Annotated in this window: 21 protein-coding genes and 1 pseudogene; 19 read left to right on the top strand and 3 right to left on the bottom strand. The window is 67.7% G+C overall.

The window, feature by feature from the left end; all coding sequences use genetic code 11:
* The 13 genes and pseudogenes from RZ1_RS30125 to RZ1_RS19070 form a co-directional block, all read left to right on the top strand.
* Nucleotides 1-213, top strand: a pseudogene (locus tag RZ1_RS30125) (ABC transporter ATP-binding protein); the annotation flags it as partial.
* A gap of 8 nt (nucleotides 214-221) precedes the next feature.
* Nucleotides 222-1,016 (top strand): MlaE family ABC transporter permease, encoded by a 795-nt coding sequence (locus RZ1_RS19125; protein ID WP_072814074.1) that lies wholly within the window; start codon nucleotides 222-224, stop codon nucleotides 1,014-1,016.
* 4 nt (nucleotides 1,017-1,020) lie between these two features.
* Nucleotides 1,021-1,881, top strand: coding sequence for an MlaE family ABC transporter permease (locus RZ1_RS19120; RefSeq protein WP_072814073.1), 861 nt, complete (start codon nucleotides 1,021-1,023; stop codon nucleotides 1,879-1,881).
* Entirely contained in the window at nucleotides 1,878-3,233 is a 1,356-nt protein-coding gene (locus RZ1_RS19115) for an MCE family protein (protein ID WP_072814072.1), read from the top strand. The genes RZ1_RS19120 and RZ1_RS19115 overlap by 4 nt, the downstream gene beginning before the upstream one ends.
* Complete coding sequence (locus RZ1_RS19110; protein ID WP_072814071.1) at nucleotides 3,230-4,309, top strand: MCE family protein; 1,080 nt, start codon at nucleotides 3,230-3,232, stop codon at nucleotides 4,307-4,309. The genes RZ1_RS19115 and RZ1_RS19110 overlap by 4 nt, the downstream gene beginning before the upstream one ends.
* A complete protein-coding gene (locus tag RZ1_RS19105) occupies nucleotides 4,306-5,304 on the top strand; it encodes an MCE family protein (protein ID WP_072814070.1) in 999 nt (332 codons plus the stop codon). The genes RZ1_RS19110 and RZ1_RS19105 overlap by 4 nt, the downstream gene beginning before the upstream one ends.
* The gene (locus tag RZ1_RS19100; RefSeq protein ID WP_072814069.1) at nucleotides 5,304-6,563 is read left to right on the top strand and encodes an MCE family protein; all 1,260 of its coding nucleotides are present in this window, start codon (nucleotides 5,304-5,306) and stop codon (nucleotides 6,561-6,563) included. Before RZ1_RS19105 ends, RZ1_RS19100 begins: the two co-directional genes overlap by 1 nt.
* Nucleotides 6,564-6,625: 62 nt before the next feature.
* Nucleotides 6,626-7,879 carry an MCE family protein gene (locus tag RZ1_RS19095; protein ID WP_072814068.1) on the top strand — a complete coding sequence of 418 codons (1,254 nt, stop codon included), beginning with the start codon at nucleotides 6,626-6,628 and terminating at the stop codon, nucleotides 7,877-7,879.
* Nucleotides 7,876-9,123 carry an MCE family protein gene (locus RZ1_RS19090; protein ID WP_072814067.1) on the top strand — a complete coding sequence of 416 codons (1,248 nt, stop codon included), beginning with the start codon at nucleotides 7,876-7,878 and terminating at the stop codon, nucleotides 9,121-9,123. The genes RZ1_RS19095 and RZ1_RS19090 overlap by 4 nt, the downstream gene beginning before the upstream one ends.
* 74 nt (nucleotides 9,124-9,197) lie before the next feature.
* On the top strand, nucleotides 9,198-9,752 hold the full coding sequence (locus RZ1_RS19085) for a hypothetical protein (protein ID WP_072814092.1): 555 nt from the start codon (nucleotides 9,198-9,200) through the stop codon (nucleotides 9,750-9,752).
* A gap of 21 nt (nucleotides 9,753-9,773) precedes the next feature.
* A complete protein-coding gene (locus RZ1_RS19080) occupies nucleotides 9,774-10,556 on the top strand; it encodes a hypothetical protein (RefSeq protein WP_072814066.1) in 783 nt (260 codons plus the stop codon).
* 358 nt (nucleotides 10,557-10,914) lie between these two features.
* Nucleotides 10,915-14,421 (top strand): DNA-directed RNA polymerase subunit beta, encoded by a 3,507-nt coding sequence (gene rpoB, locus RZ1_RS19075; protein WP_072814065.1) that lies wholly within the window; start codon nucleotides 10,915-10,917, stop codon nucleotides 14,419-14,421.
* 134 nt (nucleotides 14,422-14,555) lie between these two features.
* The gene (locus RZ1_RS19070) at nucleotides 14,556-18,527 is read left to right on the top strand and encodes a DNA-directed RNA polymerase subunit beta' (RefSeq protein ID WP_072814064.1); all 3,972 of its coding nucleotides are present in this window, start codon (nucleotides 14,556-14,558) and stop codon (nucleotides 18,525-18,527) included.
* Nucleotides 18,528-18,625: 98 nt separating this feature from the next.
* Here RZ1_RS19070 and RZ1_RS19065 read toward each other — a convergent pair whose 3' ends face one another.
* Nucleotides 18,626-19,117, bottom strand: coding sequence for a SixA phosphatase family protein (locus RZ1_RS19065; protein ID WP_072814063.1), 492 nt, complete (start codon nucleotides 19,115-19,117; stop codon nucleotides 18,626-18,628).
* On the bottom strand, nucleotides 19,114-19,974 hold the full coding sequence (locus tag RZ1_RS19060) for an acyl-[acyl-carrier-protein] thioesterase (RefSeq protein ID WP_083583778.1): 861 nt from the start codon (nucleotides 19,972-19,974) through the stop codon (nucleotides 19,114-19,116). Before RZ1_RS19060 ends, RZ1_RS19065 begins: the two co-directional genes overlap by 4 nt.
* A gap of 169 nt (nucleotides 19,975-20,143) precedes the next feature.
* Here RZ1_RS19060 and RZ1_RS19055 point away from each other — a divergent pair, with 169 nt between their 5' ends.
* From RZ1_RS19055 to RZ1_RS19035, 5 genes are all read left to right on the top strand, one after another.
* Nucleotides 20,144-21,826 (top strand): FAD-dependent oxidoreductase, encoded by a 1,683-nt coding sequence (locus tag RZ1_RS19055; RefSeq protein ID WP_072814062.1) that lies wholly within the window; start codon nucleotides 20,144-20,146, stop codon nucleotides 21,824-21,826.
* A 218-nt stretch (nucleotides 21,827-22,044) separates the two neighbouring features.
* Nucleotides 22,045-23,595 carry a DHA2 family efflux MFS transporter permease subunit gene (locus tag RZ1_RS19050; protein WP_072814061.1) on the top strand — a complete coding sequence of 517 codons (1,551 nt, stop codon included), beginning with the start codon at nucleotides 22,045-22,047 and terminating at the stop codon, nucleotides 23,593-23,595.
* Between the two features lie 115 nt (nucleotides 23,596-23,710).
* Nucleotides 23,711-24,187 (top strand): Rieske (2Fe-2S) protein, encoded by a 477-nt coding sequence (locus tag RZ1_RS19045; protein WP_072814060.1) that lies wholly within the window; start codon nucleotides 23,711-23,713, stop codon nucleotides 24,185-24,187.
* Between the two features lie 65 nt (nucleotides 24,188-24,252).
* The gene (locus RZ1_RS19040) at nucleotides 24,253-24,621 is read left to right on the top strand and encodes a YidH family protein (protein WP_072814059.1); all 369 of its coding nucleotides are present in this window, start codon (nucleotides 24,253-24,255) and stop codon (nucleotides 24,619-24,621) included.
* The gene (locus tag RZ1_RS19035) at nucleotides 24,618-24,944 is read left to right on the top strand and encodes a DUF202 domain-containing protein (RefSeq protein ID WP_072814058.1); all 327 of its coding nucleotides are present in this window, start codon (nucleotides 24,618-24,620) and stop codon (nucleotides 24,942-24,944) included. Before RZ1_RS19040 ends, RZ1_RS19035 begins: the two co-directional genes overlap by 4 nt.
* Here the strand turns inward: RZ1_RS19035 and RZ1_RS19030 are convergent.
* Complete coding sequence (locus tag RZ1_RS19030) at nucleotides 24,941-25,363, bottom strand: PaaI family thioesterase (protein ID WP_072814057.1); 423 nt, start codon at nucleotides 25,361-25,363, stop codon at nucleotides 24,941-24,943. The genes RZ1_RS19035 and RZ1_RS19030 overlap by 4 nt on opposite strands.
* Before the next feature lie 246 nt (nucleotides 25,364-25,609).
* Between RZ1_RS19030 and RZ1_RS19025 the strand changes: the two genes are divergently transcribed.
* Nucleotides 25,610-26,509, top strand: a complete 900-nt coding sequence (locus RZ1_RS19025) for a LysR family transcriptional regulator (RefSeq protein WP_072814056.1) — start codon at nucleotides 25,610-25,612, stop codon at nucleotides 26,507-26,509.
* Nucleotides 26,510-26,547 lie beyond the last annotated feature (38 nt).

Raw genomic sequence — 26,547 nt, 5'->3', positions numbered from 1 at the left:
CCGGAACGCCAGGCCGTGGGACGCCGCCACCAGCGGGTGCGGCAGATCCTGCACACCCTGCCGGAGAGCGCTCAGGCCGCCATCCTCCAGAGCTACGACCAGGAAGAAGCCGCACACGTGGCGGCAGGAGTCCCGGCGGGGTACGACGCCCGTGAGGACGACACCCAGGTGATCCCCGTCTATCGCGACGATCAGCAGTACGGCCAGAAGTAGGAGAGCAGATGGGGGTCGGCAGTAGTTCGATCGTGCGTCCGGTACACGGTGCACTCACACAGGCCGGGAACATCGTCGAACTGTTCGTCGACGTCGTGCGGAACACCTTCCGCCGCCCGTTCCAGTTCCGGGAGTTCATCGAGCAGGCGTGGTTCATCGCGAGCGTCACGATCCTGCCGACCGCTCTGGTCGCCATTCCGTTCGGGGCCGTCGTGTCCCTTCAGACCGGATCGCTGATCAAACAGCTCGGAGCCGAGTCGTTCACCGGCGCCGCCAGCGTGCTCGCGGTCATCCAGCAGGGCAGCCCGATCGTGACCGCCCTGCTGATCGCCGGCGCGGCCGGATCCGCCGTGACCGCCGATCTCGGCTCGCGGACGATCCGCGAGGAGATCGACGCCATGAAGGTGCTGGGCATCGACCCGGTCCAGCGTCTCGTCGTCCCGCGGGTCCTCGCCATGATCCTGGTGGCGGTGCTGCTCAACGGGCTCGTCTCGGTCGTCGGCATCACCGGTGGCTACTTCTTCAACGTCATCCTGCAGGGCGGAACCCCGGGTGCCTACCTGGCCTCGTTCTCGGCGCTCGCCCAGTTGCCCGACCTGTACGTCGCCGAACTCAAGGCGGCCGTCTTCGGTCTCATCGCCGGAGTCATCGCCGCGTACAAGGGTCTCCACCCCGGCGCCGGCCCGAAGGGCGTCGGGGAAGCCGTCAATCAGACTGTCGTCATCACGTTCCTACTGCTGTTCTTCGCGAACCTGATCTTGACGATGGTGTACCTGCAGATCGTGCCTGCGAAGGGATCCTGAAGCGATGACGATTGCGAAAGGCCGCGGGGATCTCTTCCTGCTTCGCGGCAGGCGGGTGCTGCGCGCACCACTGAACGTCCTGGATCGCGCGGGCGACCAGATGTCGTTCTACGCTCGCGCGGTCGCGTGGACTCCGAAGACGATCGTGCACTATCGCAAGGAGGTGCTGCGGCTGCTCGCCGAGGTCACCTTCGGCAGCGGTGCGCTCGCCGTCATCGGCGGCACCATCGGCGTCATCGCGATGATGTCCGGCTTCACCGGTGTCGTCGTCGGACTGCAGGGTTACGCCGCGCTCGAGCAGCTCGGATCGTCCGTGCTGACGGGCTTCCTGTCCGCCTACGTCAACACCCGGGAGATCGCCCCCATCGTGGCGGCGCTCGCGCTGTCCGCGACCGTCGGATGTGGCTTCACCGCACAGCTCGGCGCCATGCGCATCAGTGAGGAGATCGACGCGCTCGAAGTGATGGCGGTGCCGTCGGTGCCGTTCCTGGTCACCTCCCGGATGATCGCCGGCTTCGTCGCCGTCATCCCGCTGTACATCATCGGCCTCCTCGCCGCCTACCTGGCGACACGGGTGATCAGCACCGTGTTCAACGGCCAGTCGTCCGGTTCGTACGACCACTACTTCTATCTGTTCCTGCCACCGGAGGACGTGCTCTATTCGTTCGCGAAAGTGCTGATCTTCGCGTTCGTGCTGATCCTCATCCACTGCTACTACGGCTTCCACGCCAGCGGTGGCCCGGCGGGTGTGGGCGTCGCGGTGGGCCGGGCGGTCCGCACCGCCATCGTCACCATCGCCGTTCTCGATTTCTTCCTCAGCCTCGCGATCTGGGGCACGACGACGACGGTGAGGGTCGCCGGATGATCGAGACTCCCTCGGCGCTCCGCCGTCGCGTGCTGGGTATGGTCTTCTTCCTGGTCCTGGCGCTGTTCCTCGGCGGAACCATCGCGATGTACAACAAGACCTTCACGAAGGTCGTCGCCGTCGACCTGGTCACCGACAGCGTCGGCAACGCGCTGCCGCACAACGCCGACGTCAAGGTTCGCGGCATGATCGTCGGCGAGGTGCGTTCGACGTCGATCGACGACGGTGAGGTCACCGCCCATCTGGCGATCGACCCGGACAAAGCCGAGCTGATCCCGGCGAACTCGACGGCCCAGCTGCTGCCGAAGACACTGTTCGGTGAGCGTTACGTCGCGCTGCTGTTGCCCGACGACCCGGCTCGCCCGCTCGCCGCCGGCGACGTGCTGGTCCAGGACACCAGCGAGAAGACCGTCGAGCTCGGGGAGGTCCTCGACGGGCTCCTCCCGCTGCTGCAGGCCATTCCGCCGGAGGATCTCGCCGGCACCCTCGGTGCGCTCGCGCAGGGCCTGAGCGGTCGCGGGGAGACACTCGGCCGGACCGTCGACCACCTCGAGCAGATTTTCCGTGAGGTCGGCGCGGAACTGCCGACCCTCCAGGAGGATCTGCGCGGTCTCGCGGACTTCTCCCAGACCTATGCGGAGGCGGCACCGGATCTGGTGAACGCGCTGAACAACCTGCGGACCACCGGAAACACCGTCGTCGAGCAGCAGAACCAGATCGCGACGCTGCTGGTGTCCGCGACCGGAGCGACGTCCGCGACCGCGGGCCTGCTGGAGACGAACGCCTCCTCGATCATCAGCATTTCCGCGGACTCGAAGGAGGCGCTGCAACTGCTGGCGCGGTACTCACCGTCCTTCCCGTGCATGCTCGAGGGCTTCGCCGACGCCGCCCCGGCCGCGGCCGGTGTCCTCGCCGCCGACGATCCGTTCCCTGGCGTGCGTGCGAACATCCAGTTCACGAATCCGAAGGGCCGGTACCTGCCGAACCAGGACGAACCGCGACTGCTCGACGACCGTGGGCCGGCCTGCTACGACAGCGTCACCGCCCCCGGCCGACAGTTCCCGCAGTACCCGGGCGGATCGATCAACGACGGTTCCTACCAGGTTCCGTCTCGTAACCCCGGCCCCGAAACCATCCCGTACTTCCCGGCTCCGGAAGGTTCCGGTGTTCCGGACGACGTCGGCCGCATCATCGGCACCGTGCCGGTGTCCTACACGGGTTCGGCCGCCGAACAGGAAACGCTCGACATGATCTACGGAGCCGCCTCGGGCCTCGAGCCCGGCGAGGTGCCACGGTGGACGACCCAGCTGGGTGCGCCGGCAATGCGGGGAGCGGAGGTGAGCTTCGAATGAGGGGACTGACAGCGCCTCTGGTCAAACTGATCGTCTTCGCGGTCGTCACGATCGTCGCGACCGGAGTGCTCGCGGCGACCATCGCCAGCATCGGTGGTGGCGGGGGCAAGAAGTACCACGCGATCTTCTCCGACGTCACCTCGCTCAACGAGGGTGACGAGGTGCGCATCGCCGGCGTTCGGGTCGGAGAGGTCCAGAACATCTCGATCGTCGACGAGCGCGACGCCGAAGTGACGTTCACCGTCCAGGATCGCGACTACCTGCCCGCATCGACGACCGCGACGATCCGGTATCGGAACCTCGTCGGTCAGCGATACATCGCGCTCGGGCAGGGCGAGGGCGAGCAGGGGGAGAAGCTGAACCCCGGCGAGACGATTCCGCTCGAGCGCACCAAGCCCGCGGTGAACCTGACCACGCTGTTCAACGGCTTCCGGCCGCTGTTCCAGACACTGTCCGCAGACGATGTGAACAAGCTGTCCTACCAGATCGTCCAGGTGTTCCAGGGCGAATCGGGCACCATCGCCGACCTGGTGCGCAACACCGCGTCGCTGACCAACACGATCGCCGACAAGGATGCGGTGATCGGTGCGGTGATCGACAACCTCAACACGGTGCTCACCACGGTCAACGAGCGCGACGAGGAGCTCGATTCGCTGCTCGTGAATACCCAGGCGCTGGTCAGCGGCCTGGCCGCGGATCGGGAGACGGTCGGTTCCGCGGTGCAGTCCGTCGCGGGCCTGACGGATGCGGTTGCCGACGTGCTCGAGCCGACCCGCCCGGCGATCACCCAGTCGATCACCGCGGTGAACCAGCTCGCGGGCAACCTGAACGCCAACAGCGACGCGCTCGACCAGGTGCTCGAGACGTTGCCCGTCAAGCTCGAGAAGCTCGGCCGGGTCGCGAGCTTCGGCTCGTGGTTCCAGTTCTACCTGTGCGGCATCGACATCATCGCCGGTCCGGGTTCGGTTCCGTATCTGAACCTGCCGACCGGGTTGCCCACGGTGAACCAGCCGATCTACACCAACGCCGCGAAGCGGTGCACACAGGACGGGATGCAGGAGTTGCAGGGACGATGAGTACACGTCGCAGTCCGGCAGCGGCCGGAGCCCTGGGCATTCTGGTGATCCTGCTGGCGACGCTGTCCGCGTTCTTCCTGGATTCGCTGCCGATCATCGGTGCCGGTGCCACCTACAAGGCCGAGTTCAGCGAAGCGGCTGGCCTCAAGCCCACCAACGAGGTGCGCATCGCCGGCGTCAAGGTCGGTCAGGTCACCGGGATCGAGCTGGAGGGCGACCGGGTCGTCGTCGAGTTCAAGGTCAAGGACGCGTGGATCGGCGACGATACGTCGGCGTCGATCCAGATCAAGACGATCCTCGGGCAGAAGTACCTCGCGCTCGAACCCCGCGGAAGCGACGTGCTCGACCCGTCGGACGCGATTCCGCTCGACCGCACGGTGGCGCCGTACGACGTGATCCAGGCGTTCTCGTCCGCCGCCACCACCCTCGGCGACATCGACTCCGAGCAGCTGGCCTCCAGCTTCGATGCGTTGTCCGAGGCGTTCTCGGAAACACCCGAGGACGTGCGTGCCGCGCTCGACGGGGTGAGCCGGATCTCGGAGACGATTGCCAGCCGCGACCAGGAGCTGAAGAAGCTTCTCGACGCGACCGGGCAGACCTCGCAGATCCTCGCCGACCGCAACGCCGAGTTCAACCAGCTCATCAGCGACGGCGCGCTGCTGATCGCGGAGCTGAACAACCGGCGGCAGGCGATCTCGCAACTGCTCGACGGTACGAAGCGGATGTCGACGGAGCTCAGCGGTCTCGTCCAGGAGAACGAGGAGCAGTTCGGTCCCGCACTCGAACAACTCCGCGGGGTCGTGCAGGTGCTGCAGGACAACAACGACAACCTCGATCGCGCGTTCCAGCTGTACGAGCCGTTCGTCCGTCTGTACACGAACGTCGTCGGCAACGGTCGCTGGTTCGACCAGGTCGTCGTGAACCTCACCCCGCCGGGGCTCCCGGAAATTCCGGGCTACCGCGAACCGGGCCGCACGCTGGAAGGGGGTAACTGATGGCGCACGCCGAGAATGGGGACGACACTCGCCGGAACGGGCGCGCGGCAGTCCTGATCGCCCTGGTGGCGGCCCTGGTGGCGGCGCTTGCCGCCGGTGGCTGGTACGCGTACCAACGCGTCGGGACGACCGAGATCACCGCGTACTTCGACAAGGCCGTCGGCATCTACGAGGGGTCCGATGTCCGGGTGCTGGGCGTCGAGGTCGGCCAGGTCCTGTCGGTCGAACCGCAGGGCGATCTCGTGGAGGTGCGGATGCGGGTCGACCGCGGTGTGGATATCCCGGCCGATGCGCGGGCCGCGCAGATCACGCCGTCGGTCGTCGCCGACCGGTACGTGCAGCTCGCGCCCGCCTACACGGGCGGCGACACGATGGAGAGCGGTGCGGTGATCCCGCGCGAGCGCACGGCCACCCCCGTCGAGGTCGACGAGCTGTACGCCAGCATCGACGAACTGTCGCGAGCGCTGGGACCGGACGGCGCGAACAGGGACGGTGCGCTGTCGCGGTTCGTCGAGGTCGGCGCGGAGAACCTCACGGGCAACGGTGACGCGCTCGGCCGCAGTATCGATCAGCTGTCCGCGGCGTCGCGCACGCTGAACTCCTCGCGCGACGACCTGTTCGGCACCGTGGAGAATCTGCAGGTGTTCGTGAGCGCGCTCGCCGCGAACGACGAGCAGGTGCGGCAGTTCAACAGCCAGCTCGCCGAATTGTCCGGCTTTCTCGTCGGGGAGCGGGAGGATCTCGGTCTGGCGTTGAACCAGTTGTCCGTGACGCTGGGAGAGGTCGCGTCGTTCGTGCAGGACAACCAGGCGATCCTGAAGGACAACGTCGACGCGCTCGTGCCGATCACACAGACGCTCGCGGACCGCCGGAATTCGTTGATCAACTCGCTGACGTTGCTGCCGCTCGCGGTGAGCAACCTCGTCAATTCGTACGACGCGGAGGCCGGGGCGTTGTCGTCGCGGCTCGTGCTCACCGACCTCGAGGATCCGAACGCCGCGGTGTGCAAGCTGATCGATCTCGGAAAGCTGGTGCCGGGTGACGAACGGTTCGAGCAGCTCGGGCGGCAGATGCAGCCGCTCATCGATCGGTGCGGCGACATCATGGCGCAGGTGACCGCGGAGCAGAAGACGCCGGATCTGATCCTGCCGTTCGGCATCCTGAGCGGCGAGAACATTCAGCGCCAGGTGGTTCCGGGCACGGTGCCGGGCGTCGAATCGCAGCGACTGCAGCTCAGCGGAGAGGGGAGCGGTCAGTGACGCGCGCGAAATCGGCAATCCGCTCGGTGGCACCGAGACGTGCGGGTGCTCTAGCGGCGGGGATGTGCGTCGTGGCGGTGACGGTGGCCGGCTGCGGCGGCGTGTCCGATGTTCCGTTGCCGGGCGGTCCGGATATCGGAAGCGATCCGATGTACCTGACCATCGCGTTCGAGGACGTCCTGGATCTGGTGCCGCAATCCGCCGTGAAGGTGGACGGTGTGCCGGTCGGCCGCGTCGAGTCGATCTCCGTCGCCCCGGACGGCTGGACCGCAGATGTCGACGTCGTGGTGCAGTCGTCCGTGGATCTGCCGGCCAACGCGCTCGCGGAGGTGGAGCAGACCAGCATTCTCGGCGAGAAGTTCATCCAGTTGAGCTCGCCCCCCACGGACGCGTCGGCGCAGCGGCTCGCGGACGGCGATGTGATCCCCGTCGAGCGGACCCGCGCCGCAACCGAGATCGAACCCGTGCTGGGCGCGTTGTCGCTGCTGCTCAACGGCGGCGGTGTCGGGCAGCTCGCCCCGGTGATCAAGGAACTGTCGACCGCGTTCGACGGACGTGAGGGAACCACACGCAGCCTGCTTGAACAGGCGGATTTGCTCATCGCCGGACTCGAACAGCAGAAGAACGACATCACCCGCGCCCTGGACGGCCTGGACACACTGAGCACGAACGTCGCCGCGCAGACCGACCGCATTGCAGGCATCCTCGACGACCTCCCGGTCGCGACGGAGGTCCTCGAACAGCAACGCCCGCAGCTCGTCGAACTGCTCACCCAGCTCGATCGGCTCGGCACGGTCGGCACCGATGTGCTCGACCAGTCGAAGGACGATCTGATCGCGGACCTGCTGGCGTTGCGCCCGACGCTGCAGCAGCTCGCGTTCGCCGGTGACGACCTGATCAAGGCATTGCCGTTCATCCCGACCGTGCCGTTCCCGGATGGTGTCGAGAAGATCGCACTCGGAAGTTCGGTGAACCTGTTCCTCAGCGTCGATCTGCAGATCGGGGACGCGCTCGCGTCCCTCGGCGTGGGACAGGGCGACCCGGTCTACCGCGAACCCAAGTTCGGTAACCCCAAGCCGCTGGTCGACCCGTCGAATCCGTACTACAACGGCAACGGTCCGCGGCCGGGATGGCCGACGGTGTCGCTGCTGCCGATTCTGCCGACACCGACGCTGCCCGAAACGGTCGCGCTGCCGGGTCTGCCGGCGGGTGTGTCCCTGCCGGCAGGCGTCGCCGATCCCGGGGGCGACGGAGCCGCGCCGGCCGATCCGTTGGAGGGCCTGATGAACCAGCTCGGACTCGGGGGTGGCCGATGAGATCGCGCCTGATCAAAGCGCAGCTCGCGGTGTTCGTAGCGATCGCGCTGCTCGGTGTGCTGTTCGTCGGCGCCAGATACGTGCGCCTCGACAATCTGCTGGGATTCGGCCAGTACAGGGTGAACGCGCAGTTCGCGAACTCCGGTGGAGTGTTCCAGAACGCGGAGGTTACCTACCGCGGGGTCCCGGTCGGCCGAGTCGGCGGCCTGTCGCTCACCGCCGAGGGCATCAACGTCGAGCTCATGCTCGACAACGGCGGCCCGGACATTCCGGCGTCGGCGCGGGCCGTCGTCGCGAACCGCTCTGCGATCGGTGAGCAGTACGTCGACCTGCGGCCCGATACCGACGAAGGCCCGTTCCTGAAGGACGGGTCGATCATCGAGCAGGACCGCACCGAGGTTCCGATTCCCGTCGAGGACCTGCTGGTGAGCACGAACGACCTGGTGCGTTCGGTCCCGGTGGACGCGCTGCACACGGTCATCACGGAACTCGGCGACGCGTTCGACGGTCGCGGTGACGACCTTCAGGTGCTCGTCGACTCGCTCGCCGAACTCAGCGCCGCCGGAGTGGACTACCTGCCGCAGACGGTCACCCTCGTCCGGGACAGCGAAACCGTCCTGAACACGCAGTCGGCGCAGTCGTCCGCGATCCAGCAGTTCAGTTCGGATCTGGACCTCGTCGCGGCGCAGTTGCGCGACAGCGATCCGGATATCCGGCGCCTCATCGAAACGGGGCAGGCCGCCAGCGACCAGCTGTCCCAGCTGGTCGAGGACACCGGTCCCGGTCTGACCACCGATCTCACCAACCTCGCCCTGCTCGGCGACAAGCTCGCGCCGCAGGCGGTCGCGTTGCAGCCGCTGCTGGCGTTCCTGCCTGCGGTGGCGGGCAGCTCCGGGACGGTCGCGCCGGGTGACGGCACGGTCCGGCAGGGAATCGTCCTCGAGACGAACAACCCGCCGTCCTGCACGATCGGTTACGAGGGCACCTACGAGATCCTCGACGAGCTGCACCGGCAGAATCCGAACTTCGACGACACCCAGCAGGACTTCCCGTTCAACACGAACGCGTCGTGCGAAGTGCCGCAGGGCAGTGTCACGGGCGTGCGCAGCGCCAACCGGATCGTGTTCGCCGATCCGCTGACCCTCCAGCCGTGGGACTTCATCCCGAAGAAGGACCCGGACAAGTTGAACCTGAATCCGATCGCGACGCAGCTGGCGCCGCTGCTCGGCGTCACCCCGAAGTGAGAAGTGAGTAGGTTGTTGGAGTGAGCGAGGAGACCACAACCCGGCCGGCCGGTGACGGGCTTCGCACGGCGGGACTGGCGGTCGTCGCCGTCGTCACGCTGGTCGCGTTGGCCGCGGCGGTCTGGTTCGGAGTCGGCTGGGGGCGGTCGCTGTTCGTCGAACGGCCCACGGCGGACGCGCGGGACGCGGCGCTGTCCGGCGCGATGCAGGCGGCGATCAATCTGAACAGTGTCGACGCGGACAATGTCGACGAATCACTCGACAACATGCGTTCGTCGATCACCGGTGAGGCGCTGGTGAACGATCTGAACGCCACCGAACAGCAGATCCGCGAGCAGGTTGCCGCGACCGGTACCGGCATGGCGGCGAACGTTCTGTTCGGATCGCTGACGGCGCTGAACACCGACGACGACACCGCGCGTGCGCTCGTCGTGTTGTCGGTGACCACGACGACGCCGGCGAACTTCGTGAAGAACAAGGTGTCGGTCGAGGTTGCGGTCCGCAAGGACGGCGAGACGTGGAAGGCCGAGACGATCCAGCCGCTCGGCTCGGTCGAGCTCGAGTCCGGCGCGAATCCGGAGGCTGCTCCGGCGCCCGCGGAACCGACTGCACCCGCCGAAGGTGAGTGAGCCGATGAAGGAGTGTGTGTAGTGCCCCCGCAGCGACGCAACCCGGGGACCGGCGGTCCGCGCCGACGCCCGAAGATCGCCGGTACCGGCCGTCTGCAGGGCGCCGGGTCCGCGCAGCCGTCGTCTCCGGCGAATGACGCGACCGTGCCGGAACCCGAGGCGGTCGAACAGGCGGCCGGGGCCGCCGAACCCGACGAGACGGCGGTCGATCTGGCGAAGAAGGCCGAGCCCGCCGCCGAGACCGGGCCGGAGCCTGTCGAGGTCCCTGCCCCCGACGTCCCTGCCCCCGACGTCGCTGCAGCGTCCGGACCTGCGCAGCGCAACATGCGTCCACTCGTGTTCCTCGGTGTCGGCGCCGTCGCGCTGGGTGTGTTCGCGGTGCTGGCCGCATTCCAGCCCGGTGCGCAGGTCGAGAACCGGGCGTGGGTAGACGCCGCCGCGACCGAGGAGGTGCAGCGGGCCGCCACGCAAGCCATCGAGACGATGCACGGCTACAACTACGAGACGATCGACGACAACTTCGCTGCGATCCGCGAATTGCTGACGCCGCAGATGCAGGAACAGTTCGACAGGACCGCGGAGGTGACGAAGCGGGCCGCGGTGCAGACGCACACGGTCACGGAGGTCACGGTCACGCACATCGGGGTGTCGATGCTCGACGATTCGCGTGCGGAGGTGGCGGCGTACATCAACGTCAGTGCGACGGGGGACGGGATCGCCCAGGGGAGCGCTGCGGCGCCGCTGCTCGTGCGGATGGAGAACGTCGACGGACGCTGGCTGGTGTCGGAGCTGACCGACAGCTGACAGCCGGGGCAGTTTCGGTGCGGTCCGGGACGCTCTCGGAAATCGATCTCTTGACGCGGAGAGCGGCAGCGGTCACTCTATCGGTACGCCCGCGCGAACTCGCGAGAAGTCCGAGTTCCGGAGAGGGGCTTGCTTCAGGCACCCCTGTTGGACATCTGCCGTTTTTCGGTGTAGGTTAGGACTTTGCGCTGGCTGCCTCCTGTCCAAACCTCGTTCGCAAAGCCGGAAGTACCCCCTCGCGGGGTGTTCGCCGCCGGTCTTCGTGATGGGGCTGTCGTTCGGGTTGTGACCAGCCGAAACGCCCCACTGAAGAAGCAGGTACAGCGGCGGTCGCACCGGTTGGAGCGGCCCGCGTGAGGTGCTGGAAGGACGCATCTTGGCAGTCTCTAGCCAGACCAAGGCAGTTGCCGGAATCCCCGGAGCCCCGAAGAGAGTCTCGTTCGCGAAGATTCGCGAGCCGCTCGAAGTCCCAGGGCTCCTCGATATACAGACAGATTCCTTCGAATGGTTGATCGGCTCCGAGCGCTGGCGGGCGAAGGCTGCCGAACGTGGTGACGGCCCGGTCGTCGGCGGCCTCGAGGAGATCCTCACGGAACTCTCGCCGATCGAGGACTTCTCGGGTTCGATGTCCCTTTCCTTCTCCGACCCGCGCTTCGACGAGGTCAAGGCCTCCGTCGAGGAGTGCAAGGACAAGGACATGACGTACGCGGCCCCGCTGTTCGTCACGGCCGAGTTCATCAACAACAACACCGGCGAGATCAAGAGCCAGACGGTCTTCATGGGTGACTTCCCGATGATGACCGACAAGGGCACCTTCATCATCAACGGCACCGAGCGCGTCGTGGTGTCGCAGCTCGTGCGGTCCCCGGGTGTGTACTTCGACCGCAACGTCGACAAGAGCACCGAGAAGGACCTGCACAGCGTCAAGGTCATCCCGGGCCGTGGTGCGTGGCTCGAGTTCGACGTCGACAAGCGCGACACCGTCGGTGTCCGCATCGACCGCAAGCGCCGCCAGCCAGTCACCGTGCTGCTCAAGGCGCTCGGGTGGACGAACGAGCAGATCGTTCAGCGCTTCGGGTTCTCCGAGATCATGATGTCCACGCTCGAGAAGGACAACACGGCCGGTACCGACGAGGCCCTGCTCGACATCTACCGCAAGCTGCGTCCGGGCGAGCCGCCGACCAAGGAGTCCGCGCAGACCCTGCTGGAGAACCTGTTCTTCAAGGACAAGCGCTACGACCTGGCGCGCGTGGGTCGTTACAAGATCAACAAGAAGCTGGGCCTGAACAGCGGCCAGCCGATCGCGGCGTCCACCCTCACCGAGGAAGACATCGTCGCGACGATCGAGTACCTGGTGCGCCTGCACGCGGGTGAGACCGTGATGACCGCGCCCGAGGGCGTCGAGGTTCCGGTCGAGGTCGACGACATCGACCACTTCGGCAACCGTCGTCTGCGCACCGTCGGCGAGCTCATCCAGAACCAGATCCGTGTCGGCCTGTCCCGCATGGAGCGCGTGGTGCGCGAGCGCATGACCACGCAGGACGTCGAGGCGATCACGCCGCAGTCGCTGATCAACATCCGTCCCGTCGTGGCCGCGATCAAGGAGTTCTTCGGAACGTCCCAGCTGTCGCAGTTCATGGACCAGAACAACCCGCTCTCGGGTCTGACCCACAAGCGCCGCCTGTCCGCGCTGGGCCCCGGCGGTCTGTCTCGTGAGCGTGCCGGCCTCGAGGTCCGCGACGTCCACTCCTCGCACTACGGACGCATGTGCCCGATCGAGACGCCGGAAGGCCCGAACATCGGCCTGATCGGCTCGCTGTCGGTGTACGCGCGGGTCAACCCGTTCGGTTTCATCGAGACCCCGTACCGCAAGGTCGAGAACGGCATCGTCACCGACGAGGTCGTCTACCTGACCGCCGACGAGGAGGACCGCCACGTCGTGGCGCAGGCCAACTCGCCGATCGCTGCGGACGGCCACTTCGCCGAGGACCGCGTTCTCGTCCGCAAGAAGGGCGGCGAGATCGAGTACATCCCGGCCGGCGAGGTCGACTTCATGGACGTTTCGCCGCGTCAGATGGTCTCCGTCGCGACCGCGATGATCCCGTTCCTCGAGCACGACGACGCCAACCGTGCCCTGATGGGTGCGAACATGCAGCGTCAGGCGGTGCCGCTGGTCCGCAGCGAGTCGCCCGTCGTCGGTACCGGCATGGAGCTGCGTGCCGCCGTCGACGCCGGTGACGTCATCGTCACCGAGAAGTCCGGGGTGGTCGAGGAGGTGTCCGCCGACTTCATCACCGTGATGGCCGACGACGGCACCCGCAAGACGTACCGCCTGCGCAAGTTCGACCGCTCCAACCAGGGCACCTGCTCCAACCAGCGTCCGATCGTGGACGAGGGGCAGCGCGTCGAATCCGGCCAGGTCCTCGCCGACGGCCCCTGCACCCAGAACGGTGAGATGGCGCTCGGCAAGAACCTGCTCGTGGCGATCATGCCGTGGGAAGGCCACAACTACGAGGACGCGATCATCCTGTCGCAGCGCCTCGTGGAAGAGGACGTGCTCACCTCGATCCACATCGAGGAGCACGAGATCGACGCCCGCGACACCAAGCTCGGTGCCGAGGAGATCACCCGCGACATCCCGAACGTCTCCGACGAGGTCCTTGCCGACCTCGACGAGCGCGGCATCGTCCGTATCGGTGCCGAGGTCCGCGACGGCGACATCCTCGTCGGCAAGGTCACCCCGAAGGGCGAGACCGAGCTGACCCCCGAGGAGCGCCTGCTCCGCGCGATCTTCGGTGAGAAGGCCCGCGAGGTGCGCGACACGTCGCTCAAGGTGCCCCACGGCGAGACCGGCAAGGTCATCGGCGTCCGCGTGTTCTCGCGCGAGGACGACGACGATCTGCCCCCCGGTGTCAACGAGCTCGTCCGCGTGTACGTGGCGCAGAAGCGCAAGATCCAGGACGGCGACAAGCTCGCCGGCCGCCACGGCAACAAGGGCGTCATCGGCAAGATCCTCCCGCAGGAGGACATGCCGTTCCTGCCCGACGGCACCCCGGTCGACATCATCCTCAACACCCACGGTGTTCCGCGTCGTATGAACATCGGCCAGATCCTCGAGACGCATCTCGGCTGGATCGGCAAGGCCGGCTGGAACATCCAGGTCGCCGATGACGGCAGTCGTCCCGAGTGGGCGCAGAACCTGTCCGACGAGATGCTGGCGGCGGATCCGAACACCAACATCGCGACCCCGGTGTTCGACGGTGCCCGCGAGGACCAACTGACCGGTCTGCTCGGCTCGACCCTGCCGAACCGCGACGGTGAGGTCATGGTCGGTGCGAACGGCAAGGCGACGCTGTTCGACGGTCGTTCCGGCGAGCCGTTCCCGTACCCGGTGTCGGTCGGCTACATGTACATCATCAAGCTGCACCACCTGGTCGACGACAAGATCCACGCGCGTTCGACCGGTCCGTACTCGATGATCACCCAGCAGCCGCTCGGCGGTAAGGCCCAGTTCGGTGGCCAGCGCTTCGGTGAGATGGAGTGCTGGGCCATGCAGGCCTACGGTGCGGCGTACACGCTGCAGGAGCTCCTCACCATCAAGTCCGACGATGTCGTCGGTCGCGTGAAGGTGTACGAGGCGATCGTCAAGGGCGAGAACATCCCGGAGCCGGGTATCCCGGAGTCCTTCAAGGTTCTCCTGAAGGAACTCCAGTCGCTGTGCCTGAACGTCGAGGTGCTCTCGAGCGACGGCGCGGCCATCGCGATGGCCGACGGCGACGACGAGGACCTCGAGCGGGCGGCGGCCAACCTGGGCATCAACCTTTCCCGCAACGAGTCGGCCACGGTCGACGACCTCGCGAACTAGGAAGCCGACCCCGAGGGAGGCGCACATGGACAACTCGTCACCGTTGCGGTGATGTTCGGTGCGCCTCCCCGGGGGCCCGGCAGCGATAGCGACAACTAGCAGCAACACAACCCGCACAGGGGAAAGGAAGTTACGTGCTCGACGTCAACTTCTTCGATGAACTCCGCATCGGCCTGGCCACCGCAGAGGACATCCGCAACTGGTCGTACGGCGAGGTCAAGAAGCCGGAGACCATCAACTACCGCACGCTCAAGCCCGAGAAGGACGGACTCTTCTGCGAGAAGATCTTCGGTCCCACCCGGGACTGGGAGTGCTACTGCGGTAAGTACAAGCGCGTCCGCTTCAAGGGCATCATCTGCGAGCGCTGCGGCGTCGAGGTGACCCGCGCGAAGGTACGCCGTGAGCGGATGGGCCACATCGAACTGGCCGCACCCGTCACCCACATCTGGTACTTCAAGGGCGTGCCGAGCCGTCTCGGCTACCTCCTCGACCTGGCGCCGAAGGATCTCGAGAAGATCATCTACTTCGCCGCCTACGTCATCACCTCGGTCGACGACGAGCTGCGCCACAACGAGCTCTCGACCCTCGAGGCCGAGATGGAGGTCGAGAAGAAGACCGTCGCCGACCAGCGCGACGCCGACCTCGAGGCCCGCGCCCAGAAGCTCGAGGCCGACCTGGCCGAGCTGGAGGCAGAGGGCGCCAAGTCGGACGTGCGCCGCAAGGTCAAGGACGGCGGCGAGCGTGAGATGCGTCAGCTGCGCGACCGCGCGCAGCGCGAGCTGGACCGCCTCGACGAGATTTGGACCACCTTCTCCAAGCTGGCTCCGAAGCAGCTCATCGTCGACGAGCTGATCTACCGCGAGCTGCAGGACCGCTACGGTGAGTACTTCACCGGCGCGATGGGTGCCGAGGCCATCCAGAAGCTCATCGAGACCTTCGACATCCACGCCGAGGCCGAGTTGCTGCGCGAGATCATCCGCAGCGGCAAGGGTCAGAAGAAGCTGCGTGCGCTCAAGCGACTGAAGGTCGTCGCGGCGTTCCAGCAGTCCGGCAACTCGCCGATGGGCATGGTGCTCGACGCCGTTCCGGTGATCCCGCCGGAACTGCGCCCGATGGTTCAGCTCGACGGTGGCCGCTTCGCGACCTCCGACCTGAACGACCTGTACCGCCGCGTCATCAACCGCAACAACCGCCTCAAGCGACTGATCGATCTCGGCGCCCCCGAGATCATCGTCAACAACGAGAAGCGGATGCTGCAGGAATCCGTCGACGCGCTGTTCGACAACGGCCGTCGCGGCCGGCCGGTCACCGGTCCGGGTAACCGCCCGCTCAAGTCGCTGTCCGATCTGCTCAAGGGCAAGCAGGGTCGTTTCCGTCAGAACCTGCTCGGTAAGCGCGTCGACTACTCGGGCCGTTCGGTCATCGTCGTCGGCCCGCAGCTCAAGCTGCACCAGTGCGGTCTGCCGAAGCTGATGGCGCTCGAGCTGTTCAAGCCGTTCGTGATGAAGCGTCTGGTCGACCTGAACCATGCGCAGAACATCAAGTCCGCCAAGCGCATGGTCGAGCGTCAGCGCCCGCAGGTGTGGGACGTCCTCGAAGAGGTCATCAACGAGCACCCGGTGCTGCTGAACCGCGCACCGACGCTGCACCGCCTCGGCATCCAGGCGTTCGAGCCGCAGCTCGTCGAGGGCAAGGCCATCCAGCTGCACCCGCTGGTGTGTGAGGCCTTCAACGCCGACTTCGACGGCGACCAGATGGCCGTGCACCTCCCGCTGTCGGCGGAGGCGCAGGCCGAGGCCCGCATCCTGATGCTGTCCTCGAACAACATCCTGTCGCCGGCATCGGGCCGCCCGCTCGCCATGCCGCGTCTGGACATGGTCACGGGTCTGTTCCACCTGACCCGTCTCGTCGAGGATGCTCCCGGCGCGTACGCCCCGGCAACGGCGGACCAGCCGGAGCAGGGTGTCTACTCGTCCCCGGCCGAGGCCATCATGGCCGTCGACCGCGGTGCGCTGTCGGTGCAGGCCCCGATCAAGGTGCGTCTGACGCAGCAGCGTCCGTCGCGCGAGGTCGAGTCGGAGCTGTTCCCGGAGGGCTGGAGGTACGGCGCCGCGTGGACCGCGCACACGACCCTCGGCCGCGTGCTGTTCAACGAGCTGCTGCCCGTCAACTACGGCTTCGTCAACGACATCATGCCGAAGAAGCGCCAGGCCGCGATCATCAACGATCTCGCCGAGCGTTACCCGATGATCGTCGTCGCGCAGACCGTCGACAAGCTCAAGGACGCCGGTTTCTACTGGGCGACCCGTTCGGGTGTGACCGTCTCGATGGCGGACGTGCTCGTTCCGCCGGAGAAGAAGGAAATCCTCGAGCGGTACGAGGCGCAGGCCGATCAGCTCGAGCGCAAGTTCGCGCGTGGTGCTCTCTCCAAGGAAGAGCGTCGCGACTCGCTGGTGAAGCTGTGGCAGGAAGCGACCGAAGAGGTCGGTCAGGCCATGGAGGCGCACTACCCGGATGAGAACCCGATCCCGACGATCGTCAAGTCCGGTGCTGCCGGCAACATGACCCAGATCCGCGCGCTCGCGGGCATGAAGGGTCTGGTGACGAACCCGAAGGGCGAGTTCATCCCGCGTCCGATCAAGTCCTCGTTCCGTGAGGGCCTGACCGTTCTCGAGTACTTCATCAACACGCACGGTGCCCGTAAGGGTCTGGCCGATACCGCCCTGCGTACCGCCGACTCGGGTTACCTGACCCGTCGTCTGGTGGACGTCTCGCAGGACGTCATCGTCCGCGAGGTCGACTGTGGCACGCCGCGCGGCATCGAGATGACCATCGCGGAGCCGGAGCGCGACGCCGAGGGCAACGAGACCGGCAAGCTGGTTCGCGACGCCCACATCGAGACGAGCACGTACGCCCGTACCCTCGCCTCCGATGCGGTCGACGCGAACGGGAACGTCGTCGTCGAGCGCGGTTCCGACCTGGGCGACCCGGCCATCGAAGCGCTGCTCGAGGCCGGCATCCAGAAGGTTCGCGTCCGTTCGGTCCTGACCTGCGACACCGGCACCGGCGTCTGCGCCACGTGCTACGGCCGCTCGATGGCGACCGGCAAGCTCGTCGACATCGGCGAGGCCGTCGGTATCGTCGCCGCGCAGTCCATCGGTGAGCCGGGTACGCAGCTGACGATGCGTACCTTCCACCAGGGTGGCGTCGGTGAGGACATCACCGGTGGTCTGCCTCGTGTCCAGGAGCTGTTCGAGGCCCGCGTCCCGAAGGGCAAGGCCCCGATCGCCGACGTCTCCGGCCGTATCCGGCTCGAGGACGACGACCGCTTCTACAAGATCACGATCGTCCCGGACGACGGTGGCGAAGAGGTCGTGTACGACAAGCTGTCGAAGCGTCAGCGCCTGCACGTCATCCGCAAGGCGAACGGCACCGAGGGTGTTCTCGCCGACGGTGACTTCGTGGAGGTCGGTCAGCAGCTCCTCGAGGGTGCTGCCGATCCGCACGAGGTGCTGCGCGTGATGGGTCCCCGCCAGGTGCAGATCCACCTCGTCAACGAGGTCCAGGAGGTGTACCGGAGCCAGGGCGTGTCGATCCACGACAAGCACATCGAGGTCATCGTGCGCCAGATGCTGCGCCGCGTGACGATCATCGATTCGGGTGCGACGGAGTTCCTGCCCGGTTCGCTGGTCGAGCGCAGCGAGTTCGAGGCGTCGAACCGTCGGGTCGTGTCCGAGGGCGGCGAGCCCGCTGCCGGTCGTCCCGTGCTCATGGGTATCACGAAGGCGTCGCTGGCCACCGATTCGTGGCTGTCGGCGGCGTCGTTCCAGGAGACCACTCGCGTGCTGACCGATGCGGCGATCAACTGCCGCTCGGACAAGCTGATCGGTCTCAAGGAGAACGTGATCATCGGTAAGCTGATCCCGGCCGGTACCGGCATCAACCGGTACCGGAACATCCAGGTCCAGCCGACCGAGGAGGCCCGCGCGGCCGCGTACGCCATCCCGGCGTACGACGACCAGTACTACTCGCCGGAAGGCTTCGGCCAGAACACCGGCGCCGCGGTCCCGCTCGACGACTACGGTTACTCGAGCGACTACCGGTAGGCGACTGCCGTAGACACGAAGGTCCCGCCCCTTTCTCTTCGGGGGCGGGACCTTTGTGTTCCCGTGCGTCTGGGGGCGCCCGAAAGACGCACGAGCAGCTACCTCGGTATATGAAAATCCGTGAGCTCGGCGCGGCCGGCCTCGAGTTCGTGCCAGGCTCCGCGGACGGTCAGCACCGCAACCGCGGACGTCGGGAACTTCTCGGCGAGTTGGTGCGCGGCCTCGCTGTCGTGATCGGGGGCGAGGAGCAGCGCCGTCCGCGACAGGCTCGGTTCGTGGCCGACGACCAGCAGTGTCGTCACGTCGTCGCGGACTGCGCGGATCGCACCGACGAGGATGTCCGGGGTCGTGTCGTACAGATCGTCCCGGTAGTCGACCGGTGCCTCGATCGCTGCTTCGGCGAGCGTCTTGCGGGTGCGCACGGCCGTGGAGCACAGAACCGCGTCGATCGGCGGCTGATTGGCCCGGAGCCACCGGCCGGCGAGCCCGGCTTCTCGTCGTCCGCGCGGGGCCAGGGGACGCTCGTGGTCGGCGACGCCGTCCGGGTAGGCGGACTTGCCGTGGCGCAGCAGCATCAGGGTACGGGTCATGCGTCCCACCGTAAGTGCTCGGGTTCGTCGGCGGCCGGAGCGCCGATGTCGGATCTGCCGGGTGTCGACGTCGTGGATCGCGCGACCCTTGCGACGGCCCGGACCTGGTCGTCGACGGTGAACCAGAGCGAGAGAGCGTCGGGCTCATGGTGGGCGCGGATGGTCAGGTCGTCGCCCGCGACGACGGGCCGCAGGTGTTCGACGATCGCGCGATATGGACCTTCCTGCAGGTCGCCGCGCTCGGCGAGGTGTTCCTCGACGCCGTGCCAGTAGGTCGCATTGTTGACGTGGTCGAACGGGTCGATGTCGGTGACCCGCAGCGGGAACGGTGTCGCGGTGTGGTCCGCGTCGGTGGGGTCGGGGGAGAGCCAGGCGTGCCACCGGAGCCGGGTGTCGTGGGCGTGCCTCGACATGTGCTCGAACAGCGGGTCGCTGATGCGGGTGGGTGTGCCGCTGGTCGGGCTGATGTCGATCCAGAATCCCGCGGTCTCGATGAGTGAGCCCTCGCCGTCGGGCTCGACCCCGTCCATCCGCACGCGGACGTTCGCCCATCGGGTGGACAGGGCGTCGCACCAGCGGCGCAGACGCAGCTGCTGGGGATACCGCGCCGGGCGATGCACGTCGATGACGGTGCGGCGGACGATCCACAGCGGATCGGTGCGGGTCGCGTCGACGGCGGCGAGATTGTCGGTGCCGATGTCCTGGAGATACCGGGCGATGCCGTCGAGCCGCAGTCTCTGGTTGTTGTCGACGTCGCCGGTTCGGACGGTGCGTTCGGTGGTGTACGGAGACGCGTTCGCAGGTAGTTCGCACAGCGGCTGTGTCCAGCGCGGTGTGGCAGTCGTGTCGGTCCCCATCCCATGCCCCCTCGTGTTCGTGGATCGCCCGATTCTCGCAGCAACGGTTGTCGTGCGCAGTGCGTCTTGCGGTCTTCGTGCGGTGGCGACTACAGTCTCATTTAACTGTTACGCAGTGTCACATGAAATGCGGCCGGTTGTGCCGCCCGGCGCCCCGAGGACCCAGACCATGGCCTACGTGATCACCCAGACGTGCTGCAACGACGCGAGCTGCGTGGCCGTCTGCCCGGTCAACTGCATCCACCCGACCCCCGAGGAACGCGAGTTCGCGACCACCGAGATGCTGCACATCGATCCGCAGGCGTGCATCGACTGCGGTGCCTGCGCGGACGCGTGCCCGGTCGAGGCGATCTTCCCGGAGGACACCCTCACCCCGGAGCAGGCCCGGTTCACCGAGCTCAACGCCGCCTACTACACCGCTCACCCGACGCCCGACGGCTGGATTCCGCTCACGCCCACCCCGGCTCCGCCGCGCGACCGCGGCACGTTGCGGGTCGCGATCGTCGGAGCCGGACCCGCCGCCTGCTATGCCGCACAGGAACTGCTCGAACGATCCGACGTCGAGGTCGAGATGTTCGACCGCCTGCCGACTCCCTTCGGCCTGGTCCGCGCCGGCGTCGCCCCGGACCATCCCGGTACCAAGACCGTCACCGACTCGTTCGAGCGGTCGTTCCGGCGCGACGCATTCGGGCTGCACCTCGACGTCGAGATCGGCCGCGACCTCACCCACGCCGATCTGCTCGACCATCACCACGCCGTGATCTACGCGGTCGGTGCGTCCGCCGACCGGCACCTCGGCATCCCCGGTGAGGACCTGCCCGGTAGTCACGCCGCGACCGAGTTCGTCGCCTGGTACAACGGGCACCCCGACTACGCGGACCAGACCTTCGACTTCAGCGGCACCACCGCGGTCGTCGTCGGCAACGGCAACGTCGCGATCGACGTCGCGCGGATCCTGACGACGGACGTCGACGAGCTGGCTCGCACCGACATCGCCGACCATGCGCTGGAGGCGCTGCGCCGTAGCAACATCCGGGAGGTCGTGCTCCTCGGGCGTCGCGGCCCGGCCCAGGCCGCCTACAGCAACCCCGAGTTCCTGGCGCTCGGTGACCTGCACGGCGTCGACGTCGTCGTCGACGAGTCCGAGCTGGAACTCGATCCGGTCAGCGCGCGGACCGCAGCGGCCGACCCCGCCGTCGGACTGCGCATGCGTCTGGCGCGCGAGTACGCGCAGACTCCGCCGCGACCCGGCCGCAAGCGCATCGTCTTCCGTTATCTGGCCGCGCCGACCGAACTGCTCGGTGCCGACCGCGTCACCGGCGTTCGGCTCGTGCGCACCGAGCTGGTCGGAGGGGAAGACGGCACCCTCGTGGCCCGGCCTGCCGGCGACCACGAGGATCTGCCCGCGCAGCTGGTGCTGCGATCCATCGGCTACCGGGGAGTGCCGCTGCCCGACGTGCCGTTCGACGAGCGTCGCGGCATCATTCCGAACACCGGCGGACGCGTCGAGGACGCCGTGTACGTCACCGGCTGGATCAAGCGCGGCCCGAGCGGCGTGATCGGCACCAACAAGGCCTGCGCGAAGGAGACGGTCGCGGCGCTGCTCGCCGACTTCGACGCCGGGCGGCTCACTGCACCGCCCGCGGGGCGCCGCGAGCTGACGCGACTGCTCGCGTCGCGACGCCCGAACCGAGTGGATCTGCGCGGCTGGCAGGCGATCGACGACGCCGAGCGCGCCGCCGGCCGGGTGCACGGCCGCCCGCGGGTGAAGATCACCGACCGGGCCGGGCTCGTCGAGATCGGCGCTCGCCGCGGCCCGGCCCGGCTGTTCCGCCGCCTTGCACCACTGTGACGTAGATCGCTCCCGGTGGGTCTTTCGGGCCCCCTGAACAGCCAAAAGGACACACGGGGGTGAGCAACTCGGTTGGGGTCTGTCGGGGACAGTCGCTACGATCCGGGAAGATCGGCACCGCCCCGGTTCTTCGCTGACGAAACACCACGCGCATCTCCGGCGTCCTCCTCGGCGCGGGTGGGCGTGCGCCGTCCCACCAGCGACGAGGAGAAACATCCATGACAGCCCCATCCGAGGGTCCGAACGCTGCCGCGTCCGACGGCAAACTCGACGCTGCCGCGTCCGACGGCAAACTCGACGCTGCCGTACTGAAGATCGCCTCCGTGGTGGTCCTCGGTGCCATCATGTCCATCCTCGACGTCACCGTCGTGTCCGTCGCCCTGCCGACGTTCATGCAGGAATTCCAGGCCAGCTATGCGACCGTCGCCTGGACGATGACCGGCTACACGCTTGCGCTGGCCAGCGTCATCCCACTGACCGGCTGGGCCGCCGACCGTTTCGGTTCCAAGCGGCTGTACCTCACCGCGCTCGTGCTGTTCGTCGCCGGTTCGGTGCTGTGCAGCATGGCGTGGGACATCTCGTCGCTGATCGCGTTCCGTGTGGTGCAGGGTCTCGGCGGCGGCATGCTCATGCCGCTCGGTATGACGATCATGACCCGCGCGGCCGGACCGCACCGCGTCGGGCGCGTGATGGCCGTGCTCGGCATCCCGATGCTGCTCGGCCCCATCGGCGGACCCATCCTCGGTGGCTGGCTGATCGAGTCCGCGAGCTGGCACTGGATCTTCCTCATCAACCTGCCGATCGGCATCGTCGCGCTCATCACCGCGTTCGTTGTGCTGCCCAAGGACCAGCCCAGCAAGTCCGAGTCGTTCGACTTCATCGGCATGCTGCTGCTGTCGCCCGGCCTGGCACTGTTCCTGTTCGGTGTCTCGTCGATTCCCGAAGTCGGGACCATCGCGTCCGCACGCGTTCTCGTCAACGGTCTCATCGGCCTCGCGCTGATCACCGCGTTCGTGTTCCACGCCCTCCGGGCGCAGAATGCGCTGGTCGACCTGTATCTGTTCCGCAACCGGCAGCTCACCTTCGCGGTGCTCACCATGTCGGTGTTCGCCATCGGTTTCTTCGGTGCCGGCCTGTTGTTCCCCAGCTACTTCCTGCAGGTGCGCGGTGAGACCACCTTGTCGGCCGGTCTGCTGCTCGCCCCGCAGGGCCTCGGCGCCATGCTGACGATGCCGATCGCCGGCCAGCTCGTCGACCGCATCGGTCCCGGCAAGATCGTCATGGTCGGCCTGACGCTCATCACCGCCGGCATGGCCGTGTTCACCCAGGTCGGTGTCGACACGTCGTACGGGCTGCTGCTCGGTGCTCTGTTCGTGATGGGTATGGGCATGGGCTGCACCATGATGCCGACGATGACCGCGGCACTGCAGACCCTCACCGACCAGAGCATCGCGCGCGGGTCGACGCTGATGAACATCGTGCAGCAGGTCGCCGGTTCGATCGGCACAGCCACGATGTCGGTGATCCTCACCAGCCAGATGGTCACCCCGCCCGGCGCCCCCGAGGGCGCCGCGACACCCGACGCCGACATGGTCGCGCAGCTCCCCCCGGAGGTGCAGCAGTCGCTGCTGTCCTCGCTCGCCGACGCATTCGGGACCACGTTCCTCGTCGCGACGTGCGTCATGGTGCTCGCGCTGATCCCGGCCGCGTTCCTGCCCCGTAAGCGCGCCGAGCTTCCGGCCGAGAGCACCCCGGCCGTGATGCACTGATCACCGGATCCTGACGACACCGCCGGGCGCGGGCCGTGACGCACGTCGCTGCCCGCGCCCGGCGTCGTCGCTAGGCTCTTCGACGCACACCACAGCGACCGGAACGGATACGCGAATGAACACCGCGGCATCGGAAACACAGGCAACATCGACCGCCCTGCCCCGCCGGGCACTGCTCGGCGGTGTCGGTGCTGTCGCGGCGACCGCGGCGCTCACCGCGTGCGGTGCCTCGACCGACGGGGGTTCCGAGGCGGGGACAGCCGACGGGGACCTCGCCGCGACCACGACCGCGCCGCCCGGACCGGACGCGGAGGTGGTCGCCGCCGTCTCGGACGTGCCGGTGGGTGGTGCGGTGATGATCGAAGACAAGCGCCTGGTCGTGTCGCAGCCGGTCGCCGGCGACTTCCGTGCGTTCGTCGCGATCTGTACCCATTCCGGCTGCAACATCAGCGGCGTCGAGGGCGACGAAATCGTCTGCAACTGCCACGGAAGCCGATTCCGGCTCGACGGCACGGTCGCGCAGGGTCCCGCGAAGCGGCCCTTGAAGGCGCGCTCCGTCGAGGCACGCGGTACCGACCTCGTCGTAGGCTGACCGCGTTCTCGCAGCCTGAACCATCGCGCCACCATGGAGCGCTGCCGCCGCTACTGTTCGTAGCTGTGACGACACCTGGACGGAACTGGCGACCGCGAGCGCTGCGGGAGGGAACCGAACCCGATGCGCGCTTCACTCTCGCCAACGAACGCACGTTCCTCGCGTGGATCCGCACGTCGCTCGGCATCGTCGCGGCCGCGGTCGCCCTCGAGACGTTCGGCGGCGACGTGGTGGGTCCCGCGGTGCGTACGGGCGTGTCCTGCATGCTGCTGGTGTTCGCCGCAATTCTGGTGATCAGCGCGCTGATCCGCTGGGTGCGCGTCGAGGAAGCCATGCGCACCGAACGCCCTCTGTCACCGCCGTGGGCGGCGTTCCTGCTGGCGGGACTGCTCGCGGTCGCGGCGGTGGTGCTGGCCGTGGCGATCCTCGTATGACGCCGCCGACCCACGGCGATCCCGGGCTGCAGCCCGAACGCACCAGCCTCGCCTGGCTGCGCACGGCTGCCGTGCTCGGTGCGGTCGCGCTCGGATTCATGCGATTCGCACCGGGACCGGGCATCGTGGTCGTGGTGATCGGGCTGCTGTGCCTGGCTCCGGCGCTGTATCTGCTGCTCACCGCCGGACGCGGCCACCGTGCGCGGGTCCGGCGCTTCGCCGCCGGGACGGCCGCGCAGCACTGGTGGCGCAACGTCGTGGTCACCGCGGCGGTCGCGGTGCTCGCGCTCGCCTCGGTGGTCCTGATCGTGACCAGCAGTTAGCGCGACAGGTCGATCAGCCGGGCGCTGCCCTGCGCGGCCGCGCACACCTTCTCGGTTCCGTCCTCGGCGACCGCGATGATCTCGCACCGGCACAGCGCCTGCCGTTTCGTCGATTCGACGACCGCAGCCTCGGCGCGCAGCAGAACGCCTGCGGCGGGCCGCAGGTAGTCGATCGTGAAACCGGTGGTGACGATCGACGGGCCGAGAACCGTCCCCGCGGCGAACGTGATCGCGTTGTCCGCCGCATACGACAGCACGCCGCCGTGGACGAAACCGAACTGCTGCAACAACTCCGGTCGCAGTGGAATCTCGAGGACCGCGCGCGGCGGCAGGTAGGTGGTCAGGTTCGCGCCGACGAGGACGCTGAACGGCTGCGCGGCCAGGACGGCGGCGGCATCGTCGAAATCCAGGGCTTCCATGAGACTGGAGTGTGCCCCTATCCGAGCCGGTGGACCAACAGAACACCGGTCAGCGCGATCGCCGTGACCCCGAGGCCACGCACCATGTCCGGACGCACGCCCGGCCGAGCGGGAACATCGCCGCCGCGAGCAGGGCGCCCTGCACCGCACACGCGATCTCCGGGGCTGGGTGTCGTCACTAGCCCCGAAACCGCATCGATTCATATCGAATCGATATCGCTATGGGCGTGGGCATATCATTCGGTCATGACCGAATGGCCGGACCTCGCAGCTCTCGAGCTTCTCGTCGGTGTCGACGACCACGGCAGTCTCGGGGCCGCCGCCCGTGCTGCGGACATCGCGCAACCCAACGCGAGCCGATCCCTGCGTCGCCTCGAGCGGCAACTCGGAGCCGGGCTGGTGCGGCGCGGGCGCGCCGGATCGTCCCTCACCCCGGAAGGGACGGTCGTTGCGCACTGGGCCCGCGAGGCGCTCGCCGACGTCCGGGGGCTCCTCGACGCCGCCGGCGCGCTGCGCGTCGAACGCCATGCCGAACTGACCGTCGCGGCCAGCATGACGGTCGCCGAGCACCTCATCCCGCGTTGGCTGGGCCGGTTCCGGGCGGTGCGTGACGACGTGCAGATCCAGCTGCAGGTGCACAACTCGATGCAGGTGTGCGATGCGGTTGCGGACGGTCGTGTCCATGTCGGCTTCGTCGAAGGGCCCACCGTCCCGGACGGGCTGCACAGCGTCGAGGTCGCCCGGGACCGCCTCGTGGTGGTCGTCGCGCCGGAGCATCCGTGGGTACGGCGCCGCCGCCCCGTGACCGTGGCGGAACTCGCCGCGACCCCGCTGGTGGTACGGGAACAGGGCTCGGGTACCCGGCGCACCCTCGACCTCGCACTCGAGGAGTACGACCGGCCCGCCCCGCTGCTCGAACTGGGCAGCGGCGCCGCGGTGCGCACCAGTGTCCTGAGCGGTGTCGGTCCCGCGGTGCTGAGCACCCTCGCCGTCGCCGACCATCTGACGTCGGGGGAACTGCGGAGCATCGACGTCGAGGGCTTGGACCTGGCCCGCACGCTGCGCGCGGTGTGGCGCCCGCCGCGTGCTCTGGCCGGCCCGGCGGGTGAGTTGGTGCGCATGATCGTGCGGACGCGGGTGCCGTGATCTCCGGGTAGGTTCTTGTTGCCGCTAACAGTGCCGGC

Origin of the sequence: Rhodococcus zopfii NBRC 100606 = JCM 9919, assembly GCF_001895025.1 — a bacterium.
GTDB lineage: Bacteria > Actinomycetota > Actinomycetes > Mycobacteriales > Mycobacteriaceae > Rhodococcus > Rhodococcus zopfii.
Note: the sequence above shows the minus strand (reverse complement) of the source record. Positions and strands in the feature narration are given on the sequence as shown.

Bases quoted from the DNA above. Each gene is read 5' to 3' on its own strand.
- RZ1_RS19115 (WP_072814072.1), top strand. From the start codon at position 1,878: ATGATCGAGACTCCCTCGGCGCTCCGCCGTCGCGTGCTGGGTATGGTC.
- RZ1_RS19030 (WP_072814057.1), bottom strand. From the start codon at position 25,363: ATGGAAGCCCTGGATTTCGACGATGCCGCCGCCGTCCTGGCCGCGCAG.
- RZ1_RS19055 (WP_072814062.1), top strand. From the start codon at position 20,144: ATGGCCTACGTGATCACCCAGACGTGCTGCAACGACGCGAGCTGCGTG.
- RZ1_RS19065 (WP_072814063.1), bottom strand. From the start codon at position 19,117: ATGACCCGTACCCTGATGCTGCTGCGCCACGGCAAGTCCGCCTACCCG.
- RZ1_RS19035 (WP_072814058.1), top strand. From the start codon at position 24,618: ATGACGCCGCCGACCCACGGCGATCCCGGGCTGCAGCCCGAACGCACC.
- RZ1_RS19120 (WP_072814073.1), top strand. From the start codon at position 1,021: ATGACGATTGCGAAAGGCCGCGGGGATCTCTTCCTGCTTCGCGGCAGG.
- RZ1_RS19090 (WP_072814067.1), top strand. From the start codon at position 7,876: ATGAGATCGCGCCTGATCAAAGCGCAGCTCGCGGTGTTCGTAGCGATC.
- RZ1_RS19100 (WP_072814069.1), top strand. From the start codon at position 5,304: ATGGCGCACGCCGAGAATGGGGACGACACTCGCCGGAACGGGCGCGCG.
- RZ1_RS19125 (WP_072814074.1), top strand. From the start codon at position 222: ATGGGGGTCGGCAGTAGTTCGATCGTGCGTCCGGTACACGGTGCACTC.
- RZ1_RS19105 (WP_072814070.1), top strand. From the start codon at position 4,306: ATGAGTACACGTCGCAGTCCGGCAGCGGCCGGAGCCCTGGGCATTCTG.
- RZ1_RS19045 (WP_072814060.1), top strand. From the start codon at position 23,711: ATGAACACCGCGGCATCGGAAACACAGGCAACATCGACCGCCCTGCCC.
- RZ1_RS19095 (WP_072814068.1), top strand. From the start codon at position 6,626: ATGTGCGTCGTGGCGGTGACGGTGGCCGGCTGCGGCGGCGTGTCCGAT.
- RZ1_RS19110 (WP_072814071.1), top strand. From the start codon at position 3,230: ATGAGGGGACTGACAGCGCCTCTGGTCAAACTGATCGTCTTCGCGGTC.
- RZ1_RS19050 (WP_072814061.1), top strand. From the start codon at position 22,045: ATGACAGCCCCATCCGAGGGTCCGAACGCTGCCGCGTCCGACGGCAAA.
- RZ1_RS19025 (WP_072814056.1), top strand. From the start codon at position 25,610: ATGACCGAATGGCCGGACCTCGCAGCTCTCGAGCTTCTCGTCGGTGTC.
- RZ1_RS19060 (WP_083583778.1), bottom strand. From the start codon at position 19,974: ATGGGGACCGACACGACTGCCACACCGCGCTGGACACAGCCGCTGTGC.